18 protein-coding genes are annotated in these 17,311 nt (G+C 64.7%); 13 read left to right on the top strand and 5 right to left on the bottom strand.

The annotated features are described in order from the left end of the window. Positions 1-37 precede the first annotated feature (37 nt). Together RBH22_RS09255 and glp are read right to left on the bottom strand one after the other, a co-directional pair. On the bottom strand, positions 38-1,951 hold the full coding sequence (locus tag RBH22_RS09255) for a molybdopterin biosynthesis protein (RefSeq protein WP_256289173.1): 1,914 nt from the start codon (positions 1,949-1,951) through the stop codon (positions 38-40). Next, positions 1,948-3,243 (bottom strand): gephyrin-like molybdotransferase Glp, encoded by a 1,296-nt coding sequence (gene glp / locus RBH22_RS09260; protein ID WP_256289174.1) that lies wholly within the window; start codon positions 3,241-3,243, stop codon positions 1,948-1,950. Before glp ends, RBH22_RS09255 begins: the two co-directional genes overlap by 4 nt. 213 nt (positions 3,244-3,456) lie before the next feature. Between glp and RBH22_RS09265 the strand changes: the two genes are divergently transcribed. The 5 genes from RBH22_RS09265 (at position 3,457) to speB (ending at position 7,444) form a co-directional block, all read left to right on the top strand. Continuing rightward, entirely contained in the window at positions 3,457-3,825 is a 369-nt protein-coding gene (locus RBH22_RS09265) for an Hsp20/alpha crystallin family protein (RefSeq protein WP_306677309.1), read from the top strand. A 7-nt stretch (positions 3,826-3,832) separates the two neighbouring features. Continuing rightward, positions 3,833-5,509 (top strand): AarF/ABC1/UbiB kinase family protein, encoded by a 1,677-nt coding sequence (locus RBH22_RS09270; RefSeq protein ID WP_306677310.1) that lies wholly within the window; start codon positions 3,833-3,835, stop codon positions 5,507-5,509. Positions 5,510-5,701: 192 nt separating this feature from the next. Then, the gene (locus RBH22_RS09275; protein WP_256545792.1) at positions 5,702-6,142 is read left to right on the top strand and encodes a DUF5518 domain-containing protein; all 441 of its coding nucleotides are present in this window, start codon (positions 5,702-5,704) and stop codon (positions 6,140-6,142) included. 90 nt (positions 6,143-6,232) lie between these two features. Beyond that, positions 6,233-6,607: a translation initiation factor IF-5A gene (locus RBH22_RS09280; protein WP_121569916.1), complete on the top strand. Its 375-nt coding sequence runs from the start codon at positions 6,233-6,235 to the stop codon at positions 6,605-6,607. Between the two features lie 6 nt (positions 6,608-6,613). Next, entirely contained in the window at positions 6,614-7,444 is an 831-nt protein-coding gene (speB, locus tag RBH22_RS09285) for an agmatinase (RefSeq protein ID WP_256545793.1), read from the top strand. 60 nt (positions 7,445-7,504) lie between these two features. On the opposite strand, the gene RBH22_RS09290 is transcribed toward speB, so the two are convergent. Next, a complete protein-coding gene (locus RBH22_RS09290) occupies positions 7,505-7,951 on the bottom strand; it encodes a pyridoxamine 5'-phosphate oxidase family protein (protein ID WP_256545794.1) in 447 nt (148 codons plus the stop codon). 87 nt (positions 7,952-8,038) lie between these two features. On the opposite strand from RBH22_RS09290, the gene RBH22_RS09295 reads away from it, so the two are divergent. The 8 genes from RBH22_RS09295 (at position 8,039) to RBH22_RS09330 (ending at position 15,995) form a co-directional block, all read left to right on the top strand. Beyond that, positions 8,039-8,803 (top strand): Nif3-like dinuclear metal center hexameric protein, encoded by a 765-nt coding sequence (locus tag RBH22_RS09295; protein ID WP_256545795.1) that lies wholly within the window; start codon positions 8,039-8,041, stop codon positions 8,801-8,803. 76 nt (positions 8,804-8,879) lie between these two features. Beyond that, on the top strand, positions 8,880-11,195 hold the full coding sequence (locus RBH22_RS09300; RefSeq protein WP_306677311.1) for a methyl-accepting chemotaxis protein: 2,316 nt from the start codon (positions 8,880-8,882) through the stop codon (positions 11,193-11,195). Between the two features lies 1 nt (position 11,196). Continuing rightward, complete coding sequence (locus tag RBH22_RS09305) at positions 11,197-11,892, top strand: bacteriorhodopsin (RefSeq protein WP_306677312.1); 696 nt, start codon at positions 11,197-11,199, stop codon at positions 11,890-11,892. 75 nt (positions 11,893-11,967) lie between these two features. Then, positions 11,968-13,071: a deoxyhypusine synthase gene (locus RBH22_RS09310; RefSeq protein WP_256545798.1), complete on the top strand. Its 1,104-nt coding sequence runs from the start codon at positions 11,968-11,970 to the stop codon at positions 13,069-13,071. Between the two features lie 385 nt (positions 13,072-13,456). Continuing rightward, positions 13,457-13,759, top strand: coding sequence for a hypothetical protein (locus RBH22_RS09315; protein WP_256289184.1), 303 nt, complete (start codon positions 13,457-13,459; stop codon positions 13,757-13,759). A gap of 101 nt (positions 13,760-13,860) precedes the next feature. Next, positions 13,861-14,469 (top strand): translation initiation factor IF-2 subunit beta, encoded by a 609-nt coding sequence (locus RBH22_RS09320; RefSeq protein WP_121569924.1) that lies wholly within the window; start codon positions 13,861-13,863, stop codon positions 14,467-14,469. A 711-nt stretch (positions 14,470-15,180) separates the two neighbouring features. Next, positions 15,181-15,348 (top strand): hypothetical protein, encoded by a 168-nt coding sequence (locus tag RBH22_RS09325; RefSeq protein WP_306677313.1) that lies wholly within the window; start codon positions 15,181-15,183, stop codon positions 15,346-15,348. After that, positions 15,345-15,995 (top strand): hypothetical protein, encoded by a 651-nt coding sequence (locus RBH22_RS09330; RefSeq protein ID WP_306677314.1) that lies wholly within the window; start codon positions 15,345-15,347, stop codon positions 15,993-15,995. Before RBH22_RS09325 ends, RBH22_RS09330 begins: the two co-directional genes overlap by 4 nt. Positions 15,996-16,114: 119 nt before the next feature. On the opposite strand, the gene RBH22_RS09335 is transcribed toward RBH22_RS09330, so the two are convergent. Together RBH22_RS09335 and RBH22_RS09340 are read right to left on the bottom strand one after the other, a co-directional pair. After that, positions 16,115-16,468 (bottom strand): hypothetical protein, encoded by a 354-nt coding sequence (locus RBH22_RS09335; RefSeq protein ID WP_306677315.1) that lies wholly within the window; start codon positions 16,466-16,468, stop codon positions 16,115-16,117. Positions 16,469-16,563: 95 nt separating this feature from the next. Next, positions 16,564-17,064, bottom strand: a complete 501-nt coding sequence (locus tag RBH22_RS09340) for a hypothetical protein (RefSeq protein ID WP_306677316.1) — start codon at positions 17,062-17,064, stop codon at positions 16,564-16,566. Positions 17,065-17,311 lie beyond the last annotated feature (247 nt).

The following is a 17,311-nucleotide window of genomic DNA, read 5'->3' on the forward strand; positions in this document are numbered from 1 at the left end:
GGGCAGGCCGGGTGAGGAGAGCAGCAGCCGACAGTGTTCAGGAGGAGTCGTGATCGTACCCGGAGAGCGACGCGAAGACGTCCGAGGCGGTCTCTAGTTCGGCGGCCAGTTCTTCGACGCCCGTTTTCTCGACGCGGTCCGGGTTCGCGCGCACGCGAACTGGCTCCGTACCGAGCGGGACGAAGTCGAGTCCGAGAGCGTCGGCCGTCGCGCGGAGGCCGAGTCCAGCGTCGGCGTTTCCGCGGCCGACCGCGCGTGCGGGACTCTCGAAGCCTTTCGTTCCGACGCCGTAGCCACGAATCGCGTTGGTGAGGTCACGTCGAGAGGCGTCGCGTTCGGTAGCCAGGTCCTCGATCGCAGCGTCGAGGCTCGCGCGGATCCCGGCGTCGCGGCCCCGGTTGACGAACGCGAGGTCGCGATCCACGAGGTCGGCGAGGCCGTCGACGTGTTCCGGGTTCCCCGCCGGCACGACGAGTCCCCACTCCCGGGTCCAGCCGCCGAGGTCGACGGTCTCGACGTCGCGGTCGACCGGGCCGGCGACGACGGCGACATCCGGGATCGTATTGGAGAGTCGACGCAGTCCCTCGCGGCTCCCGACCGGGAGGAAGCGCGGATTGTCGAGGCGGTCGAGCAGGCGCGAGAGCGCGGGGTCGTCCTCGCCGACGGCCAAGAGCGTCGGCGCGCGCACGTCCGGCGAGAACAGTTGGACCTCGACTTCCTCGCCCTCCCCGAGGTACTCGGTGTCGGGATCGACCGCGACGACGCCGTCGGCTTCGACGAGCGAGGTCGTCGCGCCGGAGCCTTTGTCGACCGGGTAGACGAGCGTCTGGCCGTCCGCGTCGGTCACGAGGCCGGCGGGCATCAGGCGGAGGCGGCCCTCGGCGTAGCGCTCACGGCGGGCCATCCGGCCGCGCACGGTCGCGGTCTGCGGTTCGGGGAGCGCTGCGGCCTCGCGGATCGCGGGCGCGACGAACGTCCGGAAGATGGTGAGCGCGGAAACGGGATAGCCCGGCAGCCCGACGTAGGCGCTGTCGCCGAGTTCGCCGATGAGCATCGGCTTGCCGGGTTTGACCGCGACGCCGTGTAAGAGGAGTTCGCCGCGCTCTTCGACGACGCGGTAGATCACGTCGACCGCCGAGGCCGAGGTCGACCCCGAGGAGAGGACGAGGTCGCACTCGTCGGCCGCCTCGAGGAGCAGCCGCTCCATCTCCGCGTAGTCGTCGCCGGCGTGGGGGTACAGTTTCGCCTCCCCGCCAGCCTCCTCGACGCCCGCGGCGATCGTGTAGCTGTTCACGTCGTAGATCTCGCCGCGCTCGCTGTGGAGTTTCTCGCCCGGTCGGACGAGTTCGTCGCCGGTGGAGACGATGCCGATCGTCGGCGTCCCACGGACAGGGACCTCGTCGAGGCCGAGCGCCGAGAGCAGGCCGATCTCGCGGGGCGTGAGTCGCGTTCCGGGGCCGAGCGCCCGCGCGCCGGCCGCGACGTCGGTGCCGGCGAGCATCACGTTGTCGCCGGGCGCGACCGCGTTGCGGACGGCGACCGCGCTCGGTGTCTGCGCATCGGCGTCGGTCAGTTCCTCGGTCCGCTCGACCATCACGACCGCGTCCGCGCCGGCGGGCATCACCGCGCCGGTCGAGATCTCGGCCGCCTCGCCCGCACCGACTTCGACCTCGGGTTCGGTGCCCGCGTGGACCGTCCCGACGAGGTCGAACTCGATCGGGTCGGCCTCGTCGGCCCCGAAGGTGTCGCGACCGCGGACCGCGTAGCCGTCGACGCTCGCGCGGTCGAACCCGGGGACATCGAGGTCCGCGTCGATCCGTTCGGCGAGGACGCGACCGCGCGCCTCTGCCAGCGGGACTGTCTCGGAATCGGGCGCGAGATCCAGCGACGCGATGGCCTCGCGGGCGACTTCCGGATCTGCGAGGTCGCGGAACTGCTTGCGGTCGCTCACGCCGACCACTCCCAGTGTTCGACCGTCACGGTCTCACCGACGTCGAATCCCTCGCGACCCTCGGGAACGACGACCCAGCCGTCGGCCAGCGCCACAGACGAGAGGACGCCCGATCCGGAGGCGCGCGTCGGCGTCGCGGTCGGGACACTCGACGCGTCGTCGTCGCCGTCGTTCCCGCGTCCATCGTCGTCGACTTTGACGCGGGCGAACGTCCGGACGCCGGGTTCGCTCGGGATCTTTCTGGCGAGTTCGGCCTCTGTAGTCGGCGGCGGATCGTCCGGGAGATGACCGACGTACTTCAGCACGGGACGGAGGAACTGGACCGCGTTGACGATGGCGGCGACGGGGTAACCCGGCAGCATCACGATCGGTGTGTCCTCGACGATGCCGAGCGCGACCGGGTGCCCCGGCTTGAGCGCGACGCCGTGGACGAGCACCTCGCCGAGGTCGTCGACGACTTCGGGCAGGAGGTCGCGCGCGCCGACCGAGGAACCGCCGGTCGTGACGACGATGTCCTTCGTCAGATCGCGCTGGATCGCCGCGCGAAGGGCCGATTCGTCGTCGGTGACGACGTTGCGGTACGTCGGCACGCCGCCCCAGCGGTCGACGAGCCGCGAGACAGTCAAGCCGTTGGTCTCGATCACTTCGCCCGGTTGCGGGTCCTCCTGTACGAGTTCTTCGCCCGTCGGGATCACGCCGACGGTCGGGCGCTCGTACGCAGTGACGCGGTCGACGCCGACCGATTTCAACAGGCCGAGATCGGAGGGTCGCAGGCGGTGTCCGGGCTCGAACAGCTCTTGGCCGTCCGCGACGTCCTCGCCGACGGGCGCGACGTTCTCGCCGTCGGTGACGGCGTCGAACACTTCCAGGTCGTCGCCGACGTGCTCTGCGTGTTCGATCATCACGACGGCGTCGGCACCCTCGGGGAGTTTGCTCCCGGTGTGGACCCGAACGGCAGTCTCGGGGTCGACGGGCGTCTCCGGGACGGAGTGCGGTTCGGCGTCGGCGACGCGGAGGATGCCCGGAGAGCGGTCCGACGCGCCGAAAGTGTCGCGGGCGCGGACCGCCCAGCCGTCCATCGCCGCGCGGTCGTAGTTCGGGACGGCCCGCGGCGAGGAGACCGGTTCGGCGAGCGCGCGGCCGTCCGCTGGAACGAGCGAGAGCCGCTCAGTCCGCTCGTGCGGCGTCGCCGCGTCGAGGAGTCGACGCCGGGCGTCGGCCACTCGCGTTCGGTCCTTGAACCCGGCCGATCGGCGGTCGGGAGGCGTCTCGTCAGTGTCCGCAGAATCCATACCGGAGGTTGCGCGCGCCAGTACAAAAAGAACCGCGCCACAAGAGCAATGCCGACGCACCGTTGGTGAGGCGAGCGGGACCGCCGATCGGCCACTGCGACAGCCGACTGGAAACGGCCGTCGCCGGCCGCCCCGGGCGCTGTATAGCTTTTGTGGCCGATATTCGCTAGCACAACCGCGGCCTTTTTCGACCCGCCGGTCTAACTCTCGTCTATGTCAGCCCTGCGGGACGCGCTTCAGGAACTGCCGGAGTCGGTGTTCGCCGATCTACTGGAGTCCGACAACGCCTATCAGATCGTGCTCGACCTCCCCGGAGTGACTGCCGAGACCGCCGAACTCCGAGTCGACCGCGGACGACTCGTCGTCGAAGCGCGACGCGAGAAGGACGTGCCTGCGGAGTTCCACTACGTGAGCGAGGAGCGACCGCTGTTCGTCGACGTCGAACTCCCCCTCCCGCCGGACGCGACCGGCGCGGGAGCGTCCGCGGAAGTCGACCGCGGCGTGTTCACCGTGCGCGTGCCGAAGCGGTCGGCCGCGCCGGAGCAGACCATCCCGATCACGTCGGCCGGAGACGACGCGTAACCGTCGGGTGGTCACGCTGGTGAATCTCCGTGCGTACTGGCGGTTTCTCGTCGTCGTTCGACAGTTCTTCCCCCTGATCGTCGCGTACACGCGTGACCGTCGGAAGTACGTCCTCTTCGGCGGTCGGCGGAGCGTCGACGCCAAGACGCGCGTCGAGCGCGCAGAGATCCTGCTCGATTCGCTTTTGACGCTCGGCCCGACGTTCATCAAACTCGGGCAACTGCTCTCGACGCGGCCCGACATCCTCCCGGCGGAGTACATCGACGTCCTCTCCAGTTTGCAGGACGACGTGCCGCCGGCCCCGTGGGAGGAGTCGAGGAAGGTCATCGAAGCCGAACTCGGGCCCGTCGACAACGTCTTCGAGGACTTCGACCGCGACCCGATCAGCGGCGCGAGTCTGGGACAGGTGTACACCGCGACGTACCAGGGCGAGCCAGTCGCGGTGAAGATCCGACGCCCGGGGATCGAAGAACTCGTCGAGGCCGACCTGCGCGTCATCCGCTGGTCGCTGCCGCTCATCCGGCGGTTCATCGGCCAGGGTCGGGCGTTCTCGCTGGAGAACCTCTCCGACGAGTTCGCGAAGACGATCCGCCAGGAGATGGACTACAGCAGGGAAAAGCGGATCCTCGAAGAGATCCGCGGGAACTTCGCGGACAGCCCCGATATCCGGATCCCGCGGCCGATCGCCGCGCGCTCGGGGCCGCGCGTGCTCACGATGGAGTATCTCCCGGGAACGAAGATCAACGACATCGAGACGCTCGATGAGAAGGGGATCGACCGCACGGAACTGGCGACGACGCTCCAGCGCGTCTACCTGCAGATGATCGTCGCGGACGGCGTCTTCCACGCCGACCCCCACCCGGGGAACCTCGCGGTGACCGACGAGGGCAAGATCATCTTCTACGACTTCGGGATGTCGGGAACGGTCGACTCCTTCATCCAGAACAAGATCGTCGATTTCTACGTCGCCGTGGCGAACCAGGACATCGACGCCATCCTCGACACCCTCATCGAGATGGGGACGCTCTCGCCGGACGCCAACCGCCAGGTGATGGGCGACGTGATGGAACTCGCGATTGCGGACGCACGGGGCGAGGACATCGAGCAGTACCGAGTCCAGCAGATCATCGAACAGGTCGAATCGACGATCTACGAGTTCCCGCTGCGGTTGCCGCGGGACCTCGCGTTGATCCTCCGGGTCGCGACCGTCGTCGAGGGCGTCTGTGTCACGCTCGACCCCGACTTCGACTTCATCTCGGTCGCGACCGACTACCTCGAAGACGAGGGCTACTACGAGGAGACGGCGCGTCAACTGATCGAGCAGGGCGGCCAGCAGGTCCAGCAGACGACGCGGGCGCTCTTCGAGGTGCCGCCGAAGATGAACCGGACGCTCGATCGGATCGACAACGACAACCTCACTGTCAACGTCCGACTGGAGGACGAAAACGACGTTCTCGATCGGCTGGCGCGCCGCATCGTCTACGGCCTGTTCGTCGCCGTCGGTGCCCTCTCGACGGCGATTCTCTACACCTTCGATGCGACCAGCGTCGTTCCGGCCGCGATCGCTGCCGTGCTGACGCTGCCGCCGCTGTTTGCCCTCTACCGGTCGTTCCGCAGCAAGCGCGGCATCCGCGCGAAGCCACAGTTCACCCGGCAGAGTATGCGCGAGCGCCGCGAGGACTGATAGGGATTATCGTAACTGTTCGGAGATTCTCGCCGTATCGTCCGGCGAGAAATCTATGGGAACATACGATAATCCCTATGAGATCGCAGCGGGACGGCGGGCCAACCCGGGTGGTGTCCGCTCTCCCTCGCCGTTATCACAGTTGATGATTTGACACGTACCTTTATTCGGAGTAGCGCCAAACCGGGAGATATGACGCGGTGGCGGTCCGTCGCGGCTGGGTTTGCGCTCGCGGCCTGTAGCGAGGCCCTCGTGTTCGGGGCCACCGGACGCGTGACGCTCGTCGGCGGCCTGGCGGGGAGCGCGCTCGCGGGCTATCTCGCCGGCGGCGACTCCGCGGACGGGGCGTGGCACGGGCTCTTGACGGCGATGGCCTGGGGAATCGTTCTCATCCCGGGGTTGGTCGTGCTCTCTGTCGTCTCCGACGTGCCGCTTCCGTTCCCGATGGAGTACCTCCTCCCGTTTCTGAACACGGCCGGTGAGGCGACGACGATGATCCTTCTGACGGCGAGCCTTCCGAACGTCGCGACCGGCGCGCTGGGAAGCGTCGCACGGCGACAAGACGACCGCACCCGGAGCCGCGAGGATCGGTCCCAGCAGCGACCGTCCGATGGGGACCTCGAAGAGGTCTGACCGCGCTCGCCCGTGTGCGATTTCGTCGCGTAGCCGAAGTCTCGGGGCGTTTCCAAACCGTTTATACCGAGCACACGACAATCCCGACGTATGCCGAAAGAGCAAAAGCAGGTCCGCGAACTGCAGGAAGGCAGCTACGTGATGATGGAAGACTCCCCCTGTAAGATCAACGCTTACAGCACCGCAAAGCCCGGCAAGCACGGCAGCGCGAAGGCTCGAATCGAGGGCCGTGGCGTCTTCGACGACAAGAAACGCTCGCTGAGCCAGCCGGTCGACGCGAAGGTCTGGGTCCCGATCATCGAGCGCAAGCAGGGCCAGGTCGTCTCCGTGACCGACAACGACGCGCAGATTATGGACCTCGACACCTACGAGACGTTCACGATGCGCATCCCCGAAGACGAGAACCTCTCGCCCGACGACGAGATCGAGTACCTCGAGTACGAGGGCCAGCGGAAGATCGTCTGATCGGAGATGTTCCCAGGGGCGACCGCATCGCGTGGCAACGCCGCGTACGTCGTCGTGGGCGCCCCGCTGGATATCTCGACTTCGTTCCGACCCGGGACCCGCTTCGGTCCCGAGAGAATCCGGCGGTTCGCCCGGCCGTTCGACGACTACGACCGGCGAACCGACCTGCGCTTTTCCGACTGTGCCGTTCACGATCAGGGCGACGTCCGCGCGTGGGACGACGCCGCGGAGTACCTAGAGTGGCTGACGGGCGAACTCCGGGACGTCGTCGCCGAGGACGCCGTCCCGCTTCTCCTCGGCGGTGAACACACCGTCACGGCGGCCGGCGTCGACGCCGTCTCGCCGGACGTGTTCGTCTGTCTGGACGCACACCTCGACCTCCGCGAGGCGTACGACGGCAACGAGTACAGCCACGCGACCGTCACCCGGCGGATTCTGGACGATCACGGCGCACTCGACGCTGCGGTCGAGGAAGCGATCGTGCTCGGTGCCAGAACTGGCTCGCCCGAGGAGTGGGACCGGGCCGACAGCGAGGACGTGACCGTCGTCCCGCCCGAGGACGTCCCCGCGTTCGACCTCGAATCGCACCTCGATGGCCGCACGGCGTACCTGAGCGTCGACGTCGACGCCGCCGACCCCGGGTTTGCACCGGGCACCGGCACGCCGGAGCCGTTCGGACTCGACCCGCGGGAGATGCGCGAGGTCGTCCACGCTGTGGCTCCGCACGCCGCGGGCTTCGACGTCGTCGAGGTCAACGATCGCGACGACGGCCAGGCGGCGTCGCTGGCGGCGAAACTGAGTCGGGAGTTCGTGTACTCGCACGCGGCGTCGCGATAGCGTCGGCTGCGGCAGTTGGCCCCCTGTCGTTACTGAGAGAAGCTCGACGCTCGCGAACCGCTACGGGGCGCTCTGTCTACCCTGCTTGTCGTCGATCCGGAGTTCGTACCACTCCAAGTCGAGTTCTTCGAGCGGCTGTTGGAACACGTCGAGCGACGCGATCTTCGCGTGCGCAGCGAATATCCCCGCAGCGGTGGCCGTCTGGGAATCGGGGATCTGATGCAGCGTGCCGCGGACGACCGCGCTGCGCCACTCGGTGATCGATTCCCACTCGTACACCGACAGCGAGACGGGGTTGTCGGCCTCGATGAACGAGGCCTTGGTGCTGTCCGCGCCGAACGCGAACTGGAAGATGCAGCGGTCACGCGAGCGGTCGTAACCGTACGAGACCGGAAACGCGTACCCGCCGCGCTCGCTTCCCAGCGCCAGCGTCCCGAGCCCCTGGGTCTCCAGAAACTCCGTTAGCGTGTCGTCGTCCATCGCGACACCGTACTCTTCGAGGGACATCGTCCTGTGTCTCTGATTCGACAGGACCCCTCATAAGCGCTGGTGCGGAACGATAGCCTCTATCAGGCGGCGTGTGATGGTTCCCGTATGCAGCTTTCGACGCTCGCCGACGACCTGGACGACCGACTCGACACGGACGCCTACGCCGACGTCGACGCCAGTGCGAACGGCCTGCAGATCGGCCCCGACGAGGGGACCGTAGAGCACGCCGCGTTCGCGGTCGACGCCGCCGCAGCGACGATCGAAGACGCCGCCAATACGGGCGCGGACGTGCTCGTGACACACCACGGCCTGATCTGGGGCGGTCTCGACCGCGTCACCGACCGCGAGTACGACACCATCAGCGCGCTCGTCGAGAACGACATCGCGCTGTACGTCTCGCATCTCCCGCTCGACGGTCACGACACGCTGGGGAACGCCGCAGGGCTCGCCGACTACCTCGACCTCGACGGGCAGGAGCCGTTCGGAACCCTGGGTCCGGTAACGATCGGCCAGCGGGGCCGTGCCGCAGAGTCTTACACCGTCGCGGAACTGCGCGAGCGGCTCTCGGGGCTCGATACGGGCGGCCAGGAGCCACAGGTGCTCGACTTCGGTCCCGACGAGATCAGCGAGGTCGCGATCGTCACCGGCTCGGGCGCTGACTGGCTCGGCGAGGCGGCCGACGCGGGCGTCGACGCGCTCGTCACCGGCGAAGGGAAACAACAGGTGTACCACGAGGCGCGCGAAGCGGGCGTCCACGTCTTCCTCGGCGGCCACTACGCGACCGAGACCTTCGGCGTCGAACGCCTCGCCGATCTCGTCTCCGAGTGGGGTGTCGAGACGACGGTGCTCTCGCATCCGACCGGCTTGTAACCGTTACGGCCAAGCGTTATCACCCGAGATAATCGGCGGGTCGGCTTTTTATCCGATGTGTCGTTAAAAAGTGTAGATGCAACGGTCAGGACTCTTCGAATCCATCCGGTCGAGCTATGGGGCAAAGCTCGGCGTCGCGTTGCTCGCTGTCGTCGCACTCGTCGTCGGGTTCGGCGTCGTCGTCCAAGAGGAGACCTCGGCGACACTCCAAGAGGAGGTCAAAGGCGAGTTGAGCACGTCGGCAGCGGCTCGGGCCGCGGAGCTCGATACGTGGATCAGCGGCATCGAAAGACAGACGCGGTTGCACTCGACGAACCAGGTTCTCAAGTCTGGTGACCGCGGCGAGATATCGACGCATTTGACCGAGACGGTCGATCGCGAGGCCGTCCCCGAGGGCGTCGTCGCGGTGCACTACTACGACAGAGAATCGAAAACGATACTCGCGAGCTCGATGGCCAAGATGGAAGGCGTCGACACCGCCGAACAGGGGGCGGCGTTCGCGACGAACCCGCCGGAGTTCAGCGGTACGAACGACGTGGCCGTCACGTCGCCGTTCACCGTGCCAGTCGTCGATTTCCCGGTCGTCTCGGTCATCTCGCCGATAGAGGGGACGAACGGGAAGGCGCTCGTCTATATGATCAATCTCGAAGCGCACACGCGGGCGTTCGCCGACGCCGCGGGCCAAGGATCGACGGTCGTCGTCGACAGCCAGGGTCGGATCGTCGCCCACCCCGACAGCAAGCAACTCCTGAGTTCCTACAGCCGCGACGTCTCAGAGCTCACAGACGGCGGCTTCGTCCAGGGTGACGAGCAGCTCGTCGCCGGCTCGGGAATGGACGCGGTAGACTGGACGGTTCTCGTCCGCACCGATCGGGCCGAAGCCTACGCGCTGGGCTCGCAGATCACGTCGTCGATTCTGGGGCTCATCCTGCTCGCGCTGGTGAGTTTGGCCTTCGTCGGCGTCGTCGTCGGATCGAACACGATCGTGTCCGCACGGTATCTCGCTCGTCGGGCGAACGCGATGGCCGAGGGCGATCTCGACGTCGACCTCTCGACGGCCCGGACCGACGAGTTCGGCACGCTCTATCGCGCCTTCGACGAGATGCGCGGGGAGTTGCGCTCGCAGATCCGCGCGACCGAGCAGAAAAAAGAGGCGATAGAACGGAAGAACGAGGCGCTGGAGACGACCGCCGCGGAGTACGGCAACGTGATGGACGCCGTCGCAGACGGCGATCTGACGCGGCGACTCGACCCCGACACCGAAAACGAGGCGCTTGCGGACATCGCCGTCTCGTTCAACGAGATGCTCGATGCGGTCTCGGAGACGATGGCGGAAGTCAAAGCCTTCTCCGAGCACGTCGTCACCGCCGCAGAGCGCGTCGACGACGGCGCCGACGAGGTTCGTGAGGCGTCTGCGCAGGTGACGACGGCGACGACGGAGATCTCCGACGGGGCCGAGCGGCAGACGGAGGCGTTACACGAGGTCTCGACGGAGATGGACGCGTTGTCGTCCTCCGCAGAGGAGATCGCCGCGACCGTCGACGAGGTCGCACAGGCCTCAGAGCGCGCTGCGGACGTCGGCGAGGAGGGGCAGGCCCACGCCGAACGCGCCATCGACGAGATGGACGCGGTCGAGCAGACCACCGCAGAGACCGCCGCGGAAGTGACCGCGCTGGCCGAGGAACTCGACGCCGTCGGTGAGGTCGTCGAAGTGATCACCGACATCGCCGCGGAGACGAACCTGCTCGCGCTGAACGCCTCGATCGAGGCCGCGCGGACGGGCGAAGCGGGCGACGGATTCGCTGTCGTCGCCGACGAGGTGAAGCAGCTCGCAGAGGAGACGGCGACGTCGGCCGCCGAAATCGAAGAGCACATCGAACAGATCCAGGCCCGCGCCGACGAGACCACGACGGCGATGATGGAGACCCAAGAGCGGATCGAGAGCGGCGTCGGCACTGTCGAGTCCGCGATCGACGCGCTCGACAACGTCGCGTCGGCCGTCGAGGAGACCGACGACTCGATCCAGGAGATCCGCGATGCGACGGCCCAGCAAGCGTCCTCGGCGACCGCCGTCGTCGACCGCGTCGACGACGTGGCGGCGATCGGCGATCAGACCGCCGAGGAGGCGACCGCCGCAGCGGCCGCAGCCCAACAACAGACGAGTACGATGCAGAGCGTAAATGACGCCGCCAACCGACTCACTGAACAGGCACGCGAACTCCGGACCGCGCTCGAAGACTTCACCGTCGCGAACGAACACGAGGCGGGACAGTTCGGAGGTGGCGCCGGACGCAGCGCAGGTACAGCAAGGTCCAACGCTGCCACTGGAACGACCCTGCGAACCGATGGCTCCGACGACCCGGAGTCCTGGACGAGTGGAGGGGGTGACTGAGATGGAGATCGACACGGCGGTCTGGCTGTGGCTCGGCCTCGCGGGGATGACCGCGGGAACGATCCCGACGGCGTACCAGTTGCTGACCAACGACGAGAACCGGCACCTCTCGTCGGTCCTCTTCGGCGTGACCGGCATCGCGGCGCTCGCCTATCTGGCGATGGCGCTCGGATACGGGATCGTCGAGGTGGGCGGGACGGCCATCGAGGTCGTCCGCTACGGCGACTGGCTCCTGACGACGCCGCTAATGGTGCTGTATCTCGGCTTGCTCTCGCAACCGGGCAGCCGCGTCCTCGGGGCGCTGGTCGTCGTCGACGCAGTCGTCGTCCTCGCGGGCGTCGCCGCGACTGCGCTCGGCGGCGTCGTCGGCTACGCGTTCTTCGGCGTCGGCACGGTGGCGTACCTCGTCTTGGTCGCGCTCCTCGTGTGGACGCTCCCGCGGCGGGCGTCGTTCGATACGCCCCGGCAGGCGGCGTCGTTCACGACGCTCCGAAACCTCACAGTCGTCGTCTGGACGCTCTATCCCGTCGTGTGGCTCCTCGCGCCGACGGGCGTCGGACTGCTGCTCCCCGACACGCAGGTGCTCGTGCTGACGTATCTCGACCTCGTCTCGAAGGTCGGCTTCGTCGCCGTCGCGGTCCGCGGAATGTCGGCGCTCACGGGGTCGGCGACCGATATGAGCGTGAACGCGGACTGACGCCGGCGCGAACGCTTTTGTACCGCGCTCGTCCGGATCGCGAAGCATAACCGATCGGATCGCACACGACTCGGTATGAGCGACGAGCACGAGCACGGCACAGACGAGTCGGAGGCGGGATCCGACGGCGAAGACGCCCACACACCACACCGCGAGGAGTTCCACGAAGCGCCGATCGGACACGCGCAGGTCCGCAGCGGGATGACCGTCGGCGACCTCGCCACCGAGTACGGGAAGGCCGGCATCGGCGCGGCGACTGTCGACCGCGCGGTCGACGTCTACGCGGAGATGCTCGGCCGCGAGGAGGTGACGAACTTCTTCGGGCTCGCCGGCGCGATGGTGCCCGCCGGAATGCGCCAGATCGTCGTCGATCTGATCCGCGACGGCCACATCGACGCGCTGGTGACGACCGGCGCGAACCTCACGCACGACGCCATCGAGGCGATCGGCGGCAAGCACCACCACGGTCGGGCGGAGCCGCACGATCCGCATCCGGCCGCGGCCGACGCCGAACCGACGGGCGAGACGCCGCGCGAACACGACGAGCACCTCCGCGACGAGGGCGTCGACCGGATCTACAACGTCTACCTGCCGCAAGAGCACTTCGCGCTGTTCGAGTCCCACCTCCGCGACAACGTCTTCCCGGCGGTCGAACGGCAGGTGTCGATCCAGGAGTTCACCGCCGAACTCGGGCGCGCGAACGCCGAGCAGAACGCGGAACGTGACGTCGACGAGGACGCCGGCATCGCCGCCGCAGCCTACGAGAACGACGTGCCGGTCTACTGCCCGGCCATCCAGGACTCCGTGTTAGGAATCCAGGCGTGGATCTACTCACAGACCTCCGATTTCGGGCTGGACGCGCTCGGCGATATGACGCACCTCTCGGATCTGGCGTTCGAAGCCGACCGGGCGGGCGCGATGGTCGTCGGCGGCGGCGTGCCGAAGAACTACGTCCTCCAGACGATGCTGACGATTCCGGACGCCTACGACTACGCGGTCCAGTTGACGATGGATCCCGACCACACCGGCGGGCTCTCGGGCGCGACCCTCGACGAGGCGCGCTCGTGGGGGAAACTGGAGAAGTCGGCGCGGAACGCGACTGTCGTCGGCGACGCGACGATCACGCTTCCGCTCGTCGTCGCCGCGGCCCGCGAGCGGGCGGCCGAGCGCGACTTCTGATACGGTCGGATATAGCGGTGTGGACGTTCTCGGTACCGTGGGGGATGAAGTGCCCCCGAAGGTGCCTCAGACGGGACGAGGTGTCACAGCAGGACGAGTGATACTGTCGGACAGCAGTTCGTGAACCATATTGGCACCCACGGGATGCCGATAATTTTCACATAGTTCTGTCCGACAGTATGAACGAACACGGTCGGGGGTGATCTGTCCGGACCGAATCCCCTCTCAGTCCATCGATGTGATCGCCGCAGCATTCGATCATACATTAACATTTATTATGGTCAGGGACAACGGTGCTCGTATGCCCCTCGTACGCGTACGCGAGTGACTCGTTTTCGACCCGCGTATCGCCGTACGATCGACCGCCGAATCCGACCCGAAACCAGTGAGCACACACGTCCGACACACACGCACGAAGCGCACAGACCGACAGACCGACCGATCCGCGACGACCGAGAGCACGAGCGCGGCCGGAGCGACCACCGAAAACCGTCCGACAGCAGGGCGGCCGCGACCCGGCGAGCGCGACGCGGCGACTGCGAAACCCGACAGCACGACGGCGTTCCGCGCGACAGACGGCGCGTGGGTCGAGCGCTGCCAGCGGCAGTTCGACGCAGACGCGACGGCACGCCTGGCGAACCTCGTCGACGAGGAGAATCAAGTCGTCATCGCTCCCGGCGAGGCGTAGCGACAGACAGCGGAACCCACACGGTTACCCGACCGCGAATCGCCCTCGTTCGCGAATCCGACACACGGAACGGCTATACGGCCCCGTCCATTTTGAGGCGTATGGACTACGCTGATTCTCTCGACCGGGCGCTCGATGAACTCCCGGAGCGAAACCAAGAGCAGTCCCGACTTCGAGTACCGGACCCCGAAGGCGAGACAGACGGCGCGTTCACACGCCTGACGAACCTCGGCGAGATCGCCGACGCACTCGGCCGCGACGTCGAGCACGTCCACCGGAACGTCCAGCGCGAACTCGGGACGAACGGCCAGCTCGACGACGACCGCGCGCGGTACAACGGTTCGTTTAGCGTCGCGGACTTCGAGGCCGCCATCGACGAGTACGTCGCCGAGTACGTCACCTGTACGGAGTGTGGCCTGCCGGACACCCGACTCGTCACCGAGGACGGCGTCGATATGCTCCGCTGTGAGGCCTGTGGTGCGTTCCGCCCCGTCCAAAAGGGTGCCGCGAAGACGCAATCGCAGTCCGGTCCGGCCGTCGAAGAAGGAACGACCTACGAACTGGAGATCACCGGTACCGGCCGCAAGGGCGACGGCGTCGCCGAGAAAGGCAAATTCACGATCTTCGTCTCCGGCGCGCGCGAGGGCCAGACCGTCCGCGCACTCGTAGAGCGGACCAGTGGGACGCTCGCGTTCGCGCGTGTGGTCTGAGAGACGGTACGTTTCGTCGCGGCCTCGCAACGCTCTTTGAACTCCTCTCGCTATAGCCGATCGGCCGATGACGACGGCACCGTTCCGAGCCGGGGTGGCGCTCGGTGACGACGAGCCCTATGAGTACCGAGGCCGAACTATCACCGGTCCTTCAGTCCCTCCTGTTACTGAGAGAATCGCAGGTTGCAGACAGCAGACGCCTACGAGATAGCGCAATCGACCTATTGCAGAGGAGACCTCCTCTGGCTTCTGTAATTCGGACTCAAGACCACTAATTCCCCGCCCGACACGCAGCGACTTTCTAAATTCGCCACCTCAGACAAAGCGTGATGTCGGTGTAGTCGTTGCTTGTTGGATTTAGATCCGATCTGTGGATGATTTTGAGTTTGTGACGGTCGATTTCTCTCTTTAGAACTCTTCAGAAAATGGGTTTTCTCGCATTCGTTCCAACCGATTCCAGTGATCAGCGCAGGTAACGAGAGAGCCAGACACTTGTTGTCACGACTTTGCCTTGATTTCGACTGTCCTCACGGGGATGTACCGGGACAGGCTGTACACCACCCCAGTCCATATCTTCCGAAATTATAGCAAATCCGTTACTTCAACGGTGGGAAACAAGATGAGTAGAGTAAACAAAGAGACACATCTTGCCAAAAAATTAACTAAATCAGGGTTAGAAATCACGGACGTCCAAGAGGCCTTGAAACCGCTATGAGCAACGATAGAGAAATTCTGGAACGAATGCTGGATGAACTCCGGAGACAGAGCTCGGAGGAAGGTATAAAGATCATTAAGGGAACACGGGATCCTCACTCCCCCTTTGATCCAGATGAAACCGACGGCTCAGATTTCGAAAACGGTGATGACAGAGAGTTATGACAAAATCACAGTACAAACGGAAGCTGGACGCAGACAGATACGACTACTTCCCGAACGAGATAAACAAGCGGTTCTCCGGAGGAACGTCTTGGTGGGCACGAAAAGCAGTGGTCACTCACCAATTGGTCTCCAATATCGAGTACTATAAGAGCGGATCCAAGATCTTCTCTCCATCAGAAACACTCGAATTTGGCAGCGGTGATTGCCAAGATCAAGGTGTCCTACTCTCCCAGCTATTCCTTTCATCAGGCTTCGATATCCGGATGATAACGTTAGACCGGATGGATCGCAGTGGCGCTCATTTATCCGTTCAAGTCAAACTTCCCGGAGAACGCCCTGAAGAGATCACCTCGGAGATCAGGGACACTCACGAAGACATCTTCGGGAACAGGCCTGGCAGGATAGCCTGGAGTACGATTGAAGGCGACTACTATTTCATAGCAGATCCGGAGTGGTCGAGCTATATCGGAGATAGATCAAGTCTCACAGACAGCTATATCGCGGAGTATGGTGACACCTGGGAATACTACAACGTTCGCAGCGATTGGATGGTCAACACCGACGAAGAATTCCGCAGCACGCCCGCTGAAGAGGTAGGATCCTACATTGAAGGGAAACTGCCTTCTGGACTTCTGGAGGGCGAATGAACTTAGAGATCTCGTTCAGCATCTCGATCAACGTCGTCGAGAAACTGCCGAAGAAAGGATCCAAGTCAAAACCAAACAACGCCACAAGCGGTTGTTAAAGTTCTCCAGATTTTTACCGTTCAGTCTCGTGGATGATTCATCCGAGCCTTGCTCAACGGCATTATTCCGTCCCGCTCCATCATCTCTTTCTTCCCGTTCAGAACACGTTCCTCGTCGACACCGGGAAGATACTCTCCAGTGACTTCTTCGAAAATCCTCTTCAACGTCCTCGCAACACCTTCGTAGTGTACGGACTCTTCATCCGCTTCGTCAAGTCTCTGTAACGCAGAATCACAGGCCTGTCCTACGGACTCCAGGTCTCTTTCACAGGCCTGTTCAAGCAACTCTCCAAATAATAGCTCAGCGTGCTGTAGGTCTCCTGCAGCAGTAGAATCGATAGCCTCCATCGCCTTTTCTTCCCAGTGAAAATCCATAGCCTTGGAAACACTCGCCGGTAGCCATACAGAGACGGACCACATTAATTAGTCTTAGTCAGGCCTCCCGTTCCGGGGAATTGACTCTTTTCAGTCTACCGTACCTCTGTCAACGTCATCGAGGCCTGAGTCATATCCAACGCAGTCAACACCAGTTTCCCGACGGGAACCCCGGCGACATCCTTCAACCAGTACAGGTCATCAACCACGACCTCGTCCGTCTCACCACGGTCCATCAAGTAATAGATGCACATCCGCAGAGGCCCGTAGTGATACCCGCCCTCTTTCAACGGGATACGTCCCACCAGTCCCTGTGAGGCCAAGCGGTCCAACCGTTCATCAACGAACTCTCGTTCCCGGAGACGGGAGTCCTCCCCCAAGCGACTTCCCCGACTTCTCTTGATCTCGTCAAACAGGTCATCACCTGAACCCTGGTCGAAATCGTCCTTGAGGACATCCAGTAAGAACCTGTCTTCCTCTGTAAGATCCGGCGCAGTGGAGGACTCGGTGAACCCTGCGTAGCTCAGCAAGGCCTCCGCCACCTCCGGATAACCGCTCTCCAAATCACTCCATTTCTCTTCGTGGCTCTGGTTCATCATTTCTAGTTCGTCGTCCGTACTTTTTCAACGTGATCTCGACTTTCACATCTCCCTCCAGGGCCTCTAACTCATCTCCAGATCGGAAGATAGGGGCACCGATGATTGTTTCTCACACCACCATCAGTCCTGGCGTGCAGGTTGGGGGATTTCTATTGATATTTACCAGAGTGCCGAGACCAACTTTCGGTCTGACGGTTCCCCAGGTGACGGGAACGGCCGTCGGTGAAACACACCTGTGCGCTCG

This window comes from Halobellus sp. H-GB7 (assembly GCF_030848585.1).
Taxonomy (GTDB): Archaea; Halobacteriota; Halobacteria; order Halobacteriales; family Haloferacaceae; genus Haloquadratum; species Haloquadratum inordinatus.